Source organism: Microbacterium sp. Ld4 (assembly GCF_045066555.1).
GTDB lineage: Bacteria > Actinomycetota > Actinomycetes > Actinomycetales > Microbacteriaceae > Microbacterium.
In genome coordinates this window covers 146,450-161,133 of record NZ_JBISHE010000010.1, presented here as the reverse complement: position 1 = coordinate 161,133, position 14,684 = coordinate 146,450, and the positions used below count along the sequence as shown (strand labels likewise).

Below are 14,684 nucleotides of genomic sequence, written 5' to 3'. Positions count from 1 at the left end.
CGGTGACAAGCCGCCCTCCCTGCCGCATCTGCGGGAGGGAGGGCGGCTTCGTCCGTGTCAGAGGCGGCGTCGCGTGGCGTCGTGCACTTCGCCGACGAGCTCCTCGATGATGTCCTCGAGGAACAGCACCGCAGTAGTCTCTCCGGCGGCGTTCCGCACCTGAGCGAGGTGACGGCTCGAGCGCCGCATCAGCGCGAGAGCGTCCTCGAGGTCGGTGGTCTCCGTGATCGGCAGCATGTGGTGGATGCGCTTCGGCTTGATCGGGCGACCGACGTGGGCGTCGGCGTCGGTTCCCTCGGTGGCCCGCAGCACGTCCTTGAGGTGGACGTAGCCCAGCGGCATCCCCTCGTCATCGACGATGACGTAGCGCGAGAACCCGTGCCGGGCCACGGCCCGCTCGATCTCGTCGGGCGTCGTCGACTCGGGGAGGGTGATCAGCTCCGACAGCGGGACCGCGACATCCTTGGCCTTCTTGTCGGTGAACTCCACGACCGCGGCGACCGCGCCCGACGAGTCGTCGAGCAGGCCCTCGCGCCGCGACTGGTTGACGATCGTCGCGACCTCCTCGAGCGTGAACGTCGAGGCGGCCTCGTCCTTCGGCTCCACCCGGAACAGCCGCACGATGTGATTGGCGATCCAGTTGAGCGCGACGATGATCGGGTGGAAGACCCGCGACACCCACACGAGCGGCGGCGCGAGCATCAGCACGGCGCGGTCCGGCACCGAGAACGCGAGGTTCTTCGGCACCATCTCGCCGAAGACGACGTGCAGGTACGAGACCAGCAGCAGCGCGACGACGAAGGCGACGACGTCGACGACGGCGTAGGGGATCCCCCATGCCTCCAGCGGGACGGCGAGGAGGTGATGGATCGCCGGCTCGGAGACGTTCAGGATCAGCAGGGAGCAGATCGTGATGCCGAGCTGACAGGTCGCCAGCATGAGCGTCGCGTGCTCCATCGCCCAGAGCGCGGTCTTCGCGGCGCGCGACCCCTTCTCGGCGAGGGGCTCGATCTGCGAGCGGCGGGCGGAGATGACGGCGAACTCGGCGCCGACGAAGAAGGCGTTGGCGATCAGGAGGACCACCAGCCAGGCGATACCGGCCCAGTCGTTCATCGGCGATCACCCCCGTCCGTCTCGGCCCCTGCCGGGACGGGACTGGGGACGAACTTCACCCGGTCGACGCGGCGACCGTCCATGCGCTGCACGGCGATGGTGCCGTCCTCGATCTCGATCTCGTCGCCGACCGCGGGGATGCGCTCGAGCGTGGCCATGATGAATCCGCCGACGGTGTCGTAGACGTCGCCTTCGGGCACGCGGATGCCGGTGCGGTCGAGCACCTCGTCGGGGCGGAGGTCGCCGGGGAAGATGATCGAGCCGGCCGCGCGGACGACGCCGGCGCGGCTGCGGTCGTGCTCGTCGAGCACCTCGCCGACGATCTCCTCGACGAGGTCCTCGAGCGTCACGACGCCCGCCGTGCCGCCGTACTCGTCGACGACGACGGCCATCTGGTAGCCACGGGAACGGAGCTCGGACATGAGGCCGTCGAGGTGCACGGCTTCGGGCACCCGCAGCGGCTCCTCGGCGATCGCGGCCGCGGGAACGTCCGCGCGGCGCTCGCGCGGCACGGAGACGGCCTGCTTGAGGTGGACGATGCCGGTGATGTCGTCCATCGACTCGGTGAACACCGGGAAGCGGCTGTGGCCCGTACGACGTGCGAGCTGGATGACGTCCTCCACGCTGTCGTCCGCCGCGAGGGCGTGGACGCTCGGGCGCGGGGTCATCACATCGGCGGTGGTCAGGCGAGAGAAGGTCAGCGTGCGATCGAGCAGCGACGCCGTGTCCTCCTCGAGCACGCCCGCGCTCGCCGAGCGCCGCACGAGGCTCGACAGCTCCTCGGCGGTGCGCGCACCCGAGAGCTCCTCCTTCGGCTCGATGCCCATCGACCGGAGCACGCCGTTCGCACTGCCGTTGAGGACCACGATCGCCGGACGGAAGACCGTCGTGAAGACGGTCTGGAAGCCGATCACGAGCTTGGCGGTCTGGCGGGGAACGGCCAGCGCGAAGTTCTTGGGGACGAGCTCGCCGATGATCATCGAGAAGACCGTGGCGATCGTGATGGCCACGACCGTCGAGATGGGCCGGGCCGCCTCGTCGGGGATCCCCACGGCGGTGAACAGCGGGCTCATCAGATTCGAGAGCGCGGGCTCCATCGTGTAACCGGTGAGGAGCGTCGTCAGGGTGATGCCCAGCTGCGCACTCGACAGATGCGTCGAGGTGATCCGCAGGGCATTGATCGTCAGCGACAGACGGGTCTCACCCGCAGCCTGGCGGGCTTCGAGGTCGGCGCGGTCGAGATTGACCAGCGCGAACTCGCTCGCGACGAAGAGTCCGGTGCCGACCGTGAGCAGGAGCCCCACGCCCAACATGACGTAATCCATCAGACGTCACCCCCGCTCAGCGGGAAGAAGGATCGGTGGGGCGAGGGTCTACTGGGAGGGTCGTCCATTGTGCGCTCGATCTTACGGCACGCGGGGCCCTCCGCGGCAGCTCACCAGCTGACGGGAAGGGCCTTGCCTTCTTCGTACCCCGCCGCCGACTGCAGGCCGACCGTTGCGCGCTCGTGGAACTCGGGAACGGTCGATGCCCCGGCGTAGGTGAACGAGGACCGCACGCCCGACGTGATCATGTCGACGAGGTCCTCGACGCTCGGCCGGAGCGGATCGAGGTAGATGCGCGATGACGAGATCCCCTCGGCGAAGAGCTCCTTGCGGGCTCGCTCGTAGGCGTCGAGGCGCTCGAAGCGCCCTTGCACGGCCTTGGTCGACGCCATTCCCCACGACTCCTTGAAGATGCGCCCCTCGGCATCCGAGCGCAGCTGTCCGGGCGCCTCGATCGTCCCCGCGAACCACGACCCGATCATGACGGATGCCGCGCCGGCGGCGAGGGCGAGCGCGACATCCCTCGGGTAGCGCACGCCGCCGTCGGCCCAGACGTGGGCGCCCGTGGCGTGCGCGGCCTCCGCCGTCTCGAGGACGGCGGAGAACTGCGGCCGGCCGACCGCGGTCATCATGCGGGTGGTGCACATCGCACCCGGTCCGACGCCGACCTTCACGATGGTAGCGCCCGCCTCGACGAGATCGACGACGCCCTCGGCGGTGACGATGTTGCCGGCGACGATCGGCAGTTCGAGCTTCAGCGCCGAGACCGTCTTCAGGGCGCGGATCATGCTCTCCTGGTGCCCGTGGGCGGTGTCGACCACGAGGACGTCGACACCCGCGGCGGCGAGCGCGGCCGCTTTCGCGCCCACGTCGCCGTTGATCCCGACGGCCGCCGCGACGACCAGCCTGCCGTTCGCGTCGACCGATGGGCGGTAGAGCGACCCGCGCAGCGCCGTGCGCTGCGAGAGGGTGCCGACAAGGTATCCGTGGTGCAGGACGGTGGCGATCTCGGCATCCGCTGAGACCAGCAGGTCGAAGGCCGCGCGGGCGGAGTCGACGTCGTCTGCGTCGATCGACACCGCGCGCCCGCGGACGAGGTCGCCGAGCCGCGCGTCGGGAAGCGCGGTCGCGAGCCGCTCGGCCGTCACCACGCCCAGGATGTCGTCGCTGTGCACGCGAGGGCCGCCCGGTGCGACCACGATGCCGTGCCCGACCGCCGGGGGAAGGAGCGCGGCTGCATCGGCCACCGATGCCTCGGGCGGAAGGATGAGCGGGGTGTCCCACGCGACCGGCTGGTCCTTCACCCATCGGATCGCCGCATCGACGTCCTGCAGGGGCATGTCCTGCGGCAGCACGGCCAGCCCGCCGCGACGGGCGAGGGATGCCGCCAGGCGCGGCCCGGTCACGGAGTTCATGTTCGAGGCGACGAGCGGCAGGGTCGCAGTCGTGCCGTCGCGCGGGGAGAGGTCGACGTCCAGGCGGCTCGAGATGGCCGACCGTCGCGGAACGAGGAACACGTCCGAATAGGTCAGATCGACGGCGGGACGCTCTCCGGAGAATCGCATGCTCCCACGCTACCCACCGCGCCCTGCCCGTGGCGCCCGCTCCCCCGCCGCCCATCCGGCCGGGGAAGCCGCCCGCCACCCATAGTGGGCGGACAGGAGCCACCCAACCTGGGATACCCTTGATCTCTGTGCGCAACGCCGCGCGGGCAGCGCACATTCTGAACGTCAACGACGAAAGCAGGCGCATCCGTGTCCAGTCAGGCGACCGGCGTGGGAACGACGAACGATGGGGAATTCGGAGCCAATGAATGGCTCGTCGCCGAGCTGTACGACCAGTACAGCCGCGACAAGAACTCCGTCGACAAGGAATGGTGGCCGATCCTCGAGGCGTACACGCCCGAAGGCGACGCCCCCGCAGCATCCGCTCCCCCTGCCGCTGCCCCGTCCGCCCCCGCTCCCGCAGCGGATGAGCCCAGCGCGCCGGCGCCCGCCGCACCGGCTCCGCAGGCCGAGGGCACCGGCCAGCCCGTGGCGCGCACCACGGCCCGCCCTGCCGCGCCGCAGCCGATCCCGGCCGACGCACCGAAGGCCTCGCCCGCTGCGGCCGAGGCGGCCGGCGAAGACGTCGTCACCCCGCTCCGCGGACTGCCGAAGACCCTCGCCGCGAACATGGACGAGTCGCTGACCGTCCCCACCGCGACCAGCGTCCGCACCATCCCGGCGAAGCTGATGATCGACAACCGCATCGTCATCAACAACCACATGTCCCGCACCCGCGGCGGCAAGGTCAGCTTCACCCACCTGATCGGCTGGGCGCTCATCCAGGCTCTCAAGGCCTTCCCGACGCAGAACGTGTTCTACGCCGAGGTCGACGGCAAGCCGTCGGTCGTCGCCCCCGCGCACATCAACCTGGGCATCGCGATCGACCTGCCGAAGCCCGACGGCACGCGCGCGCTCATGGTCCCGTCGATCAAGCGCGCCGAATCGCTGTCGTTCGGCGAGTACCTCTCCGCCTACGAGGACCTCGTCCAGCGTGCCCGCAAGAACAAGCTCACCGCCGCCGACTTCCAGGGGACGACGGTCTCGCTGACCAACCCCGGCGGCATCGGGACCGTCCACTCCGTCCCGCGCCTCATGAAGGGCCAGGGCTGCATCATCGGCGCCGGCGCGCTGGACTACCCCGCGGAGTTCCAGGGGTCGAGCGAGAAGACCCTCGGCGAGCTCGGCATCGGCAAGACGATCACCCTCACGAGCACCTACGACCACCGTGTCATCCAGGGTGCCGGCTCGGGCGAGTTCCTGAAGATCGTGCACCAGCTGCTCATCGGTCAGTCGGGCTTCTACGAGGGCATCTTCTCCGCCCTCCGCATCCCGTACTCCCCCATCCGCTGGTCGAGCGACATCAAGGTCGACATCGCCGAGCGCGTCGACAAGACCGCTCGCGTGCAGGAGCTCATCAACTCCTTCCGCGTCCGCGGCCACATGATGGCCGACATCGATCCGCTCGAGTACGTCCAGCGCACCCACCCCGACCTCGAGATCGAGAACCACGGCCTCACCTTCTGGGACCTCGACCGCGAATTCGTCACGAACGGCTTCGGCGGCAAGCGCACCATGAAGCTCCGCGACATCCTCGGGATCCTCCGCGACTCCTACTGCCGCACCGTCGGCATCGAGTACATGCACATCCAGGACCCCGAGCAGCGCAAGTGGTTCCAGGACAACCTCGAGGTCAAGTACCAGAAGCCCGGTCACGACGAGCAGCTCCGCGTCCTCGGCAAGCTCAACGAGGCCGAGGCCTTCGAGACCTTCCTGCAGACCAAGTACGTCGGGCAGAAGCGCTTCAGCCTCGAAGGCGGCGAGTCGCTCGTCCCCCTCCTCGACCAGATCCTGCAGGGCGCGGCCACCGAGGGCCTCGACGGCGCGGCGATCGCCATGGCCCACCGCGGCCGCCTCAACGTGCTCACCAACGTCGCCGGCAAGACCTACAGCCAGATCTTCCGCGAGTTCGAAGGCTCCGTCGCGATCGGCTCGAAGAGCGGGTCCGGCGATGTGAAGTACCACCTCGGCACGAAGGGCACCTTCGTCGCCGACGGCGGCGAAGAGCTGCCGGTCTACCTGGCCGCCAACCCGTCGCACCTCGAGACCGTCGACGGCGTGCTCGAGGGCATCGTCCGCGCGAAGCAGGACCGCCTCCCCATCGGCTCGTTCTCGTGGCTGCCGATCCTCGTCCACGGCGACGCCGCCTTCGCCGGCCAGGGCGTCGTCATGGAGACGCTGCAGATGTCCCGCCTGCGCGGCTACCGCACCGGTGGCACCGTGCACGTCGTGGTCAACAACCAGCTCGGGTTCACCACGCTGCCGCTCGATGCGCGCACCTCGATCTACGCCACCGACGTCGCCAAGACGATCCAGGCGCCGATCTTCCATGTGAACGGTGACGACCCCGAGGCCGTCGTGCACGTGGCCGAGCTCGCGTTCCGGTACCGCCAGAAGTTCAACCGCGACGTGGTCATCGACCTCGTCTGCTACCGCCGACGCGGTCACAACGAGGGCGATGACCCCTCGATGACTCAGCCGCTGATGACGAACCTGATCGAGGCGAAGCGCTCGGTCCGCAAGCTCTACACCGAATCGCTCGTCGGACGAGGTGACATCACCGAGGAGGAGTACGACAAGGCGAAGCAGGACTTCCAGAACCGCCTCGAGATCGCCTTCGCCGAGACGCACGCCGCCGAGACGGGCACGTCGCCGGTCGTGTCGGCCGCCGATGCGGCCGAGGTCGAGGCTCCCGCCTCGGGCCAGCCCGAGACGACCGGCGTCAGCCGTGAGCTGATCGAGCGGATCGGCGACGCGTTCATCAACAAGCCCGAGGGCTTCACCGTGCACGCCAAGCTCCAGCAGCTGCTCGAGAAGCGCCGCGACATGAGCCGCACCGGCAAGATCGACTGGAGCTTCGGCGAGCTGCTCGCCTTCGGCTCGGTGCTCGCGGAGGGCTCGAACGTCCGCCTCGCCGGTCAGGACGTCCGCCGCGGCACCTTCGTGCAGCGCCACTCGGTGCTCCACGACCGGTCGAACGGCCAGGAGTGGCTGCCGCTGGCCAACCTCAGCGACAACCAGGGCAAGTTCTACGTCTACGACTCGCTCCTCAGCGAGTACGCGGCGATGGCCTTCGAGTACGGCTACTCGGTCGAACGCGCCGACACGCTGACCCTCTGGGAGGCGCAGTTCGGCGACTTCGCCAACGGCGCCCAGTCCGTGATCGACGAGTTCATCTCGTCGGCCGAGCAGAAGTGGGGTCAGCAGTCCGGCGTCGTCCTCCTGCTCCCCCACGGCTACGAGGGCCAGGGACCCGACCACTCGTCGGCGCGCATCGAGCGCTACCTGCAGATGTGCGCGCAGGACAACATGACGGTCGCCCGTCCCTCCACCCCCGCGTCGTACTTCCACCTGCTGCGCCGCCAGGCCTACGCGCGGCCCCGTCGCCCGCTGATCGTCTTCACCCCGAAGGCGATGCTGCGGCTGCGGAGCGCGACCAGCCCGGTGGAGGACTTCCTCGAGGGACGCTTCGAGCCGATCATCGACGATGCCCGCGAGCTCGACCGCTCCGCCGTGAAGCGCGTGCTGCTCCACGCCGGCAAGATCCACTGGGACCTCCGGGCGGAGCTCGACAAGAACCCGAACGACCAGGTCGCGCTGGTGCGGATGGAGCAGTACTACCCGGCTCCGGTCGACGAGCTCAACGCGGTCCTCGACAGCTACCCGAACGCGGAGCTGGTGTGGGTCCAGGAGGAGCCGGAGAACCAGGGCGCATGGCCCTTCATCGCCCTCGAGACGGTCAAGCACCTCCACGGGCGCACGGTCCGTCGCATCTCGCGCGCCGCAGCGGCGTCGACGGCGACCGGCTCGCCCAAGGTGCACGCCCGCGAGCAGGCCGCGATCGTCGAAGAGTCGTTCGCGCTCTGATCCGACACGCAGAAGCGGCGCGGGGCTTTCGCCTCGCGCCGCTTCTGCGTGTACCGGTCGTCCTCGCGCGCTAGTGGTGCGTCGCCTGCTCGGCGCGCAGACGCGCGAGGACCTGGTCGCGCAGCTCCTCGGGCGCCGTCTCCTTGCACGCTCGAGCGACGACGCTCGTCAGCGTGGTGGCGACGAGCGCCTCATCGCGGCACGCGGGGCAGTTCTTGAGGTGCTCGGCGATGTCGGAGTGCTGGGTTTTGCACACTTCGTTCCGGAGGTACTCCTCCAGGTCTTTGCGGGCCTTGCTGCAGCCGCAGTCGGTCATTTCGCGCTCCTTGTGGCGGGCACGTCGATGCCACGCTCTTTCGCATAGTCGGACAGCAGGTCACGAAGCTGTCGTCTGCCACGGTGCAGACGGCTCATGACGGTGCCGATGGGGGTTTTCATGATGTCCGCGATCTCTTGATACGCGAACCCTTCGACGTCCGCGAGGTACACGGCGAGTCGGAAGTCTTCAGGGAGGCTCTGCAGCGCGTCTTTCACGACGGATGCCGGCATGTGATCGATCGCCTCGGCCTCGGCCGATCGGGCCGATGACGCGGTGGTCGACTCGGCACCGCCGAGCTGCCAGTCCTCGAGGTCGTCGATCGTGCCCTGGTAGGGCTCACGCTGCTTCTTGCGATACGTGTTGATGTACGTGTTCGTCAGGATGCGGTAGAGCCACGCCTTGAGATTGGTCCCCTGGGTGAAGGAGGCCCAGGCGGCGAACGCCTTGACGAACGTCTCCTGAACCAGGTCCGCTGCATCCGCGGGATTGCGCGTCATGCGCATCCCCGCCGCATAGAGCTGGTCCATGAAGGGGAGCGCCTGCTCCTCGAATTGGGTACGCGGGTCGTCTGCCGCTCGATCGTTCATCGTGCGCCAGTCTACGTCCGCCCACTCTGCGAGATCAGGTGGGTCCATCGTCGCGATCATCGAGCTCCTTCCCTGTCGCTGTCTCACAGTCAGAACACAGGGTCGCTCCCGGCTATTCCCGTGACCGGGGCAGCTCCAGCGTGACGCGGGTGCCTCTGCCCTCCTGCGACACGACACCGACCGCTCCCCCGTGCCGGTCGACGATGGTGCGGACGAGGGCGAGACCGAGACCGCTCCCGGGCCGGTCGCGTGCGTTGCCGGCGCGCGTGAGTTCGTCGAACACGCCCGCCAGGTCGGCATCCGGGATCCCTCGTCCGGTGTCGGCGACGTCGATGACGACGCGGCCGCCGCGCTCCGACCCGCGCACCTCGATCGCGTCGCCCGGCTCGGAGTACTTGACGGAATTCGACACGACGTTGAAGACCGCGACGAACAGGAGATCGGGATCGCCTGAGACGACCGGGAGAGGCCAGGGCGCCTGCGGCAGCACGACGGAGACCGTCCGGCCGTGGGCGTCTTCGATCGCGTCGGCGACCTCCGCCACGAGGGCGGACACGTCGACCGCCACGCGTTCGATCGGCGCCGTCTGGAGCTCGGACAGCTTCCGGAGGTCGGCCACGAGGTGGGATAGACGCGCGGTCTGCGCATCGATCGTCGCCAGGTGGGGCGTCGCGTCCGCGCTCATCGCGACGGCGGCCCGGATCGCGGTCACGGGGTTCTTCAGCTCGTGGTCGAGGCGGTCGAGGAAGCGGCGGTGCTCCCCGGCGGCCCGGTCGCGGGATGCCGCCGCGGCAGCGGCAGCGCGGCGGCGGCCATGCACCCGCCACGCGATGAGGAAAGCGGCCGCAAGAGCGGCGGCGGCGCCCGCAGCGAGCACCAGCGCGCCGAGCCGGGTCGTGATCACGACGTCGCGCCGGTCGAGGGCGAGCAGCACGCCGGATGCCGCGACGAGGACGATCGCGGGCGCGAACGCGGCGATCTCGCGCGCCCTCATGCCCGGCGCACCGAAGGCAGGAAGCGGTAGCCGACGCCCGAGACGGTCTCGATGTAGCGCGGCGCACCGGCGTCGTCGCCCAGGGCGGCGCGGATCTCCGCGATGCGATGATCGACCGCCCGGGTGTGCGCGGCGAAGTCGAATCCCCAGACGGCTGCGAGCAGACGCTCGCGCGAGTGGACCTCGGCCGGGCGCGACATGAGGAACTCGAGCAGCTGGAACGCCTTCGGCGTCAGAGCGACCTCCGCCCGGCCGATCCACACGCGCCGCGAGGGGCGGTCGATCCGCATCTGGTCGGCGGCGAGCGACTCGGCGGTCACCAGGTCCGCCGCTCCCGCGGCCACCCTCCGGAGCACGGCGCGCGCCCGTGCGACGAGCTCCTGCGGATCGAAGGGCTTGTTGAGGTAGTCGTCGGCCCCCTCCTCGAGGGCTGCGGACCGCTCCCCCGACTCCCCGACGCGCGTGAGGAGGATCGCCGGTGTCGCATCGCCCGCCCGACGCAGGCGCCGGATGAACTCGCGCCCGTCCAGCACGGGCATCATGACATCGCTCACGATGATGTCGGGATGCCACCTCGAGACCTCGTCCAGGCCGGCCGCGCCGTCCGGCGCGATGCGGACGTCGAAGCCGCTGCGGCTGAGGAAGGGACCGAGGCTGTCGGTGATGGATGCCTCGTCGTCGACGAGCAGCAGCTTCGGCGAGGGTGCGGAGGACATGGCGGGATCGTATCCGTCAGCCGATGGGGGTCGTGACGTTGGAGACGCCACCGTCGGTCACGACCGGGGTCCCGCTCTCCCAGCCCACCAGGTTGATGTCGGCATCGGGGGTCAGCGTCACGGTGTCGGCGGAGGCGACGACCACGACCGCGCCGTCACCTTCGATCACGAGGTCCGAGACGGCGGGCAGAAGCACCGCACCCGCATCGGCCTGCACGACGACGCGGGAGCAGTCGCCGCTGACGTTGACGATCATGCCGTCGGCGTTGTCACCGACGACGAACTCGCCGCCCTCGCAGGTGAGGTTCTGCGACACCGACGCTTCGAGCACACCGCGGTTCAACCGCTCGCGGATGGCCTCGTCGACCGGTGCCGGCGAGCCGCCATCGGTGGGGTCGTTCGTCTCGACCGGGTCGGACGCGGACCCCGTCGCGGCCGGAGCCGGGACGCCCGCGCCGGACGAAGACGCCGCCGGGGTGGGGTCGGTGACCGCGACGCTGCAGCCGCCCAGGGCGATGATGCCGGCGGCCACCGCGGCGACGAGGGTGAGACGGCGACCGGTGAGGAAGGGCGATGTCGTGTTCATGACACTCACGTTAGGGGGCGGATGTCGCGGGATCGTCGCGGGGCTGTCGCAACTTCGCGACACCGTCGGATCGGCGCACGACATCCGCCGTCCGCGAGAGGGATCGAGGGGCGAAGACCCGCCTATTCGTTAGTGTTGTGGTTGATGACCAGCGACTCCGCTTCCCTGCCCGCACCCGGCGCTCGATGGGCCGCGCCGACCCCCGACGTGCCCGTCACCGCCACCGTCTCCGTGCCGGGGTCGAAGTCGCTGACCAATCGCGAACTCGTGCTCTCCGCACTCGCCGACGGACCGAGCCTGCTGACCGGAGCCCTGCACTCCGACGACTCGGCCCGAATGGTCGACGCGCTCGCGGTCCTCGGGGTCACCGTGGAGCGGATCCCCGGTGACGGACCGTTCGGTCCCGACCTCGAAGTCACCCCTCCCTCGCGCTTCTCGGGCGGGGTGACCATCGACTGCGGCCAGGCGGGCACCGTGATGCGATTCATCGCGCCCCTCGCCGGACTCGCGGTCGGCGACGTCCACGTCACGGCGCACGAGACCGCCCTCCACCGCCCCATGGGCGCGATGATCCACGCGCTCCGCGAGGTCGGCGCCGACATCGACGACGGCGGCAGCTGGTCGCTCCCCTTCGACGTGCGCGGCCACGGCCACGTGCGCGGCGGCGAGGTCACGATCGACGCAAGCCAGTCGAGCCAGTTCGTCTCCGGCCTGCTGCTCGCGGCGGCGCGTTTCGATGTGGGGCTGCGCCTCGTCCACGCGGGCGAGAAGCTGCCGAGCCTGCCCCACATCGAGATGACCGTCGACGCGCTCGCCCGCCGGGGCGTGCACGTCGAGCACCCGAACCCGAACGAGTGGCTCGTGCCCGCCGGCCCCCTCCGGGGCAAGGAGGTGGCGATCGAGCCGGACCTGTCCAACGCGGCGCCCTTCCTCGTCGCCGCGATGCTGACCGGCGGATCGGTCACCATCCCCGGCTGGCCCGCGCACTCCACGCAGCCCGGGGCACTTCTGGCCGACATCCTTCCCGTGATGGGCGCCCGCGTCAGTCGCCGCGGGGGCGCACTTACCGTCGCGGCCGGCGACGGCATCATGGGCGTCGACCTCGACCTCTCCGCCGCCAGCGAGCTGACGCCCACCCTCTTCGCCCTCGCCGCCTTCGCGGACACTCCCTCGACCTTCCACGGCATCGGTCACATCCGAGGCCACGAGACCGATCGCATCGCTGCCCTCGTCGGCAATCTGCGCGCGCTCGGCGGCGAAGCGGAGGAGCAGCCCGACGGCATCCGCGTCGTGCCCCGGCCGCTCGCGGGCGGCCTGTGGCGCGCGCATCACGATCACCGCATCGCGACCGCCGGAGCCGTCATCGGCCTGCGCGTGCCCGGCGTGGAGATCGACGACATCGGCACCACCGCGAAGACCATGCCCGAGTTCCCGCGCCTCTGGTCGGACATGCTCGCGTGAGCTGGCTCGGCGACGACGACGATGACGACGTCGACTACGAGGCGGGCTTCCGGGCTCGCCCGAACCCGAAGGCGAACCGTCCGCGGACCAAGCGTCGCCCCGCACACGCGGACGCGCAGATCGCGCGCGTCCTGGGCGTCGACCGGGGCAGGTACACGGTCCTGATCGACGAGGACGGGCCGAACGAGCATCAGATCCTCGCCTCGCGGGCCCGCGAGCTGCGCAAGCAGCCGATCGTCAACGGCGATCGCGCGCGCGTCGTGGGCGACACGACGGGCGAGGACGGAACTCTGGGCCGCATCGTCGGCATCCTCGAACGCACGTCGATCCTGCGCCGCAGCGCCGACGACACCGATCACGTCGAGCGGAGCATCGTGGCGAACGCCGACCAGATGCTGGTCGTGGTCGCCGCCGCCGATCCCGAGCCTCGCCCCCGACTGGTCGACCGCTACCTCATCGCGGCGCTCGACGCCGGCATGCATCCGATGCTCGTGGTGACCAAGACCGACTTGGCCGACCCGACCGCCTTCCTGCGGCACTTCGAGGGGCTCGATGACCTCGAGGTGTTCACGAGCGGCCGCGAGACCATGCCCGTCGAACTGATCGGCGAGCGTCTCGCGGGTCACTCCACCGTCTTCGTGGGCCATTCGGGCGTGGGCAAATCCACGCTCGTGAACGCCCTGGTCCCCCACGCGCTGCGCGCGACGGGACACGTCAACGAGGTCACCGGTCGCGGCCGGCACACGTCGAGCTCCGCCGTGTCGCTCCGCTACGTCGGCCCCTCGGGCAAGGGCTGGGTCATCGACACTCCGGGCGTGCGCTCGTTCGGTCTCGGTCACGTGGATCCCGCGAACATCCTCCGGGCCTACACCGATCTTGCCGAGATCGCCCTGGAATGCCCTCGAGGCTGCACGCACCTTCCCGACGCACCCGACTGCGCTCTTATGGACGCAGTGGCCGAAGGACGCCTGGGCGAGCGCGGCGCCGCGCGTCTCGATTCGCTCCAGCGCCTCCTCACGACCTTCGCCTGACGCATAACGGAGCGCCCTACAATCGACGGATGCCTCGCCTCGAATCCGGTTCCGCCGCACCCGCCTTCTCCCTCACGAATCAGGACGACGCTCCGGTCGCGCTGAGCGACTTCCGCGGTCGCCGTGTGATCGCGTTCTTCTACCCCGCCGCGATGACGCCCGGGTGCACGACCGAGGCCTGCGACTTCCGCGACAGTCTCGCGCCGCTGCAGAGCGCCGGGTACACCGTCATCGGCATCTCACGCGACGAGCCCTCGAAGCTGCGCGAGTTCCGGGAGCGCGACGGGCTGACGTACGACCTCCTGAGCGACCCCGATCACGCCGTCCACGAGGCCTACGGGGCGTGGGGCGAGAAGATGAACTACGGCAAGGTCGTCGAGGGCGTCATCCGCTCGACGGTGGTCATCGACGAAGACGGAGCGGTCAGCCACGCCCTCTACAACGTGAAGGCGACCGGACACGTCGCCCGCATCCGCAGCCTGCTCGGCGCCTGACGCGGATCAGTCCTCGCGGGGCTCGACCCGCTCCCGCCCCGCGGCGGCGCGGGCCGCGGCGATGAGCACGACGAATCCCACGAGCCCGGGGAGGGCGATCGCCGCCGCCGTGGCGGGGTCGCCGTCCGGGCCGGTCAGCGAGCCGCCGGCGACGGCGAGGATCAGCAGCTGCACGACGATCCCGCCCGAGCGGCCCCACGATCCGCCCCGCCATACGGCGACCGCGAAGGCCGTGACAGCGGCTGCGGCGACGGCGGTCAGCGCGAGAAGCGCCACCGAACTGGCGATCGAATCCGTGTCCCCGCTGACGAGCGCCACGAGCTGCCAAGCGGCCAGCGCGGCGACTCCGAGGGCCTCCAGCGCGAGGTAGGCCGCACCCGTCCGTTCGGTACCGGTCGTCTGCACGTTCGTCCTCCACGCGCGTTGCCGCGCGAAATACTCCGTTAACCCTTGATTCACATGCCGGAGCATGGGACTATAAGAGGGCAAATGTGCTCCCACAGCGCCGTGGGGCGAGCGTTCTGCTCGCACACCACTTCAGGGTAGTCGACGTCGCCCGGCGTCGCACATCCCGACATCTCATCCCC

13 protein-coding genes are annotated in these 14,684 nt (G+C 70.0%); 4 read left to right on the top strand and 9 right to left on the bottom strand.

Annotated elements, in window-relative coordinates; all coding sequences use genetic code 11:
- Positions 1 to 57: 57 nt before the first annotated feature.
- From ACJJV7_RS06495 to ACJJV7_RS06485, 3 genes are all read right to left on the bottom strand, one after another.
- Positions 58 to 1,113, bottom strand: a complete 1,056-nt coding sequence (locus ACJJV7_RS06495) for a hemolysin family protein (RefSeq protein ID WP_405373275.1) — start codon at positions 1,111 to 1,113, stop codon at positions 58 to 60.
- The gene (locus ACJJV7_RS06490; RefSeq protein WP_405373273.1) at positions 1,110 to 2,438 is read right to left on the bottom strand and encodes a hemolysin family protein; all 1,329 of its coding nucleotides are present in this window, start codon (positions 2,436 to 2,438) and stop codon (positions 1,110 to 1,112) included. Before ACJJV7_RS06490 ends, ACJJV7_RS06495 begins: the two co-directional genes overlap by 4 nt.
- Before the next feature lie 110 nt (positions 2,439 to 2,548).
- A complete protein-coding gene (locus ACJJV7_RS06485; protein ID WP_405373271.1) occupies positions 2,549 to 4,003 on the bottom strand; it encodes a GuaB1 family IMP dehydrogenase-related protein in 1,455 nt (484 codons plus the stop codon).
- Positions 4,004 to 4,192: 189 nt separating this feature from the next.
- On the opposite strand from ACJJV7_RS06485, the gene ACJJV7_RS06480 reads away from it, so the two are divergent.
- Positions 4,193 to 7,909: a multifunctional oxoglutarate decarboxylase/oxoglutarate dehydrogenase thiamine pyrophosphate-binding subunit/dihydrolipoyllysine-residue succinyltransferase subunit gene (locus ACJJV7_RS06480; RefSeq protein WP_405373270.1), complete on the top strand. Its 3,717-nt coding sequence runs from the start codon at positions 4,193 to 4,195 to the stop codon at positions 7,907 to 7,909.
- 70 nt (positions 7,910 to 7,979) lie between these two features.
- Here the strand turns inward: ACJJV7_RS06480 and ACJJV7_RS06475 are convergent, their stop codons facing one another.
- Genes ACJJV7_RS06475 through ACJJV7_RS06455 form a run of 5 tightly spaced genes read right to left on the bottom strand, consistent with a single transcriptional unit; the run spans position 7,980 to position 11,111 of the window.
- A complete protein-coding gene (locus tag ACJJV7_RS06475) occupies positions 7,980 to 8,225 on the bottom strand; it encodes a zf-HC2 domain-containing protein (RefSeq protein ID WP_405373268.1) in 246 nt (81 codons plus the stop codon).
- Positions 8,222 to 8,875, bottom strand: coding sequence for a sigma-70 family RNA polymerase sigma factor (locus tag ACJJV7_RS06470; RefSeq protein WP_405373267.1), 654 nt, complete (start codon positions 8,873 to 8,875; stop codon positions 8,222 to 8,224). The genes ACJJV7_RS06475 and ACJJV7_RS06470 overlap by 4 nt, the downstream gene beginning before the upstream one ends.
- A 52-nt stretch (positions 8,876 to 8,927) precedes the next feature.
- Positions 8,928 to 9,809 (bottom strand): sensor histidine kinase, encoded by an 882-nt coding sequence (locus ACJJV7_RS06465; RefSeq protein WP_405373265.1) that lies wholly within the window; start codon positions 9,807 to 9,809, stop codon positions 8,928 to 8,930.
- A complete protein-coding gene (locus tag ACJJV7_RS06460; RefSeq protein WP_405373263.1) occupies positions 9,806 to 10,525 on the bottom strand; it encodes a response regulator transcription factor in 720 nt (239 codons plus the stop codon). The genes ACJJV7_RS06465 and ACJJV7_RS06460 overlap by 4 nt, the downstream gene beginning before the upstream one ends.
- Positions 10,526 to 10,541: 16 nt before the next feature.
- Positions 10,542 to 11,111, bottom strand: coding sequence for a hypothetical protein (locus tag ACJJV7_RS06455; RefSeq protein ID WP_405373262.1), 570 nt, complete (start codon positions 11,109 to 11,111; stop codon positions 10,542 to 10,544).
- A gap of 144 nt (positions 11,112 to 11,255) precedes the next feature.
- Here ACJJV7_RS06455 and aroA point away from each other — a divergent pair, with 144 nt between their 5' ends.
- Genes aroA through bcp form a run of 3 tightly spaced genes read left to right on the top strand, consistent with a single transcriptional unit; the run spans position 11,256 to position 14,097 of the window.
- Entirely contained in the window at positions 11,256 to 12,572 is a 1,317-nt protein-coding gene (aroA, locus tag ACJJV7_RS06450; RefSeq protein ID WP_405373260.1) for a 3-phosphoshikimate 1-carboxyvinyltransferase, read from the top strand.
- On the top strand, positions 12,569 to 13,603 hold the full coding sequence (gene rsgA, locus ACJJV7_RS06445; RefSeq protein WP_405373259.1) for a ribosome small subunit-dependent GTPase A: 1,035 nt from the start codon (positions 12,569 to 12,571) through the stop codon (positions 13,601 to 13,603). The genes aroA and rsgA overlap by 4 nt, the downstream gene beginning before the upstream one ends.
- Positions 13,604 to 13,632: 29 nt before the next feature.
- Positions 13,633 to 14,097: a thioredoxin-dependent thiol peroxidase gene (gene bcp, locus ACJJV7_RS06440; protein WP_405373257.1), complete on the top strand. Its 465-nt coding sequence runs from the start codon at positions 13,633 to 13,635 to the stop codon at positions 14,095 to 14,097.
- Between the two features lie 6 nt (positions 14,098 to 14,103).
- On the opposite strand, the gene ACJJV7_RS06435 is transcribed toward bcp, so the two are convergent.
- Positions 14,104 to 14,502, bottom strand: a complete 399-nt coding sequence (locus ACJJV7_RS06435; protein ID WP_405373255.1) for a histidine kinase — start codon at positions 14,500 to 14,502, stop codon at positions 14,104 to 14,106.
- Positions 14,503 to 14,684 lie beyond the last annotated feature (182 nt).

Excerpts from the sequence above, each read along its gene's own strand:
- ACJJV7_RS06495 (WP_405373275.1), bottom strand. The coding sequence starts at position 1,113 with ATGAACGACTGGGCCGGTATCGCCTGGCTGGTGGTCCTCCTGATCGCC.
- ACJJV7_RS06490 (WP_405373273.1), bottom strand. The coding sequence starts at position 2,438 with ATGGATTACGTCATGTTGGGCGTGGGGCTCCTGCTCACGGTCGGCACC.
- ACJJV7_RS06485 (WP_405373271.1), bottom strand. The coding sequence starts at position 4,003 with ATGCGATTCTCCGGAGAGCGTCCCGCCGTCGATCTGACCTATTCGGAC.
- ACJJV7_RS06475 (WP_405373268.1), bottom strand. The coding sequence starts at position 8,225 with ATGACCGACTGCGGCTGCAGCAAGGCCCGCAAAGACCTGGAGGAGTAC.
- ACJJV7_RS06470 (WP_405373267.1), bottom strand. The coding sequence starts at position 8,875 with ATGATCGCGACGATGGACCCACCTGATCTCGCAGAGTGGGCGGACGTA.
- ACJJV7_RS06465 (WP_405373265.1), bottom strand. The coding sequence starts at position 9,809 with ATGAGGGCGCGCGAGATCGCCGCGTTCGCGCCCGCGATCGTCCTCGTC.
- ACJJV7_RS06460 (WP_405373263.1), bottom strand. The coding sequence starts at position 10,525 with ATGTCCTCCGCACCCTCGCCGAAGCTGCTGCTCGTCGACGACGAGGCA.
- ACJJV7_RS06455 (WP_405373262.1), bottom strand. The coding sequence starts at position 11,111 with ATGAACACGACATCGCCCTTCCTCACCGGTCGCCGTCTCACCCTCGTC.
- aroA (WP_405373260.1), top strand. The coding sequence starts at position 11,256 with ATGACCAGCGACTCCGCTTCCCTGCCCGCACCCGGCGCTCGATGGGCC.
- bcp (WP_405373257.1), top strand. The coding sequence starts at position 13,633 with ATGCCTCGCCTCGAATCCGGTTCCGCCGCACCCGCCTTCTCCCTCACG.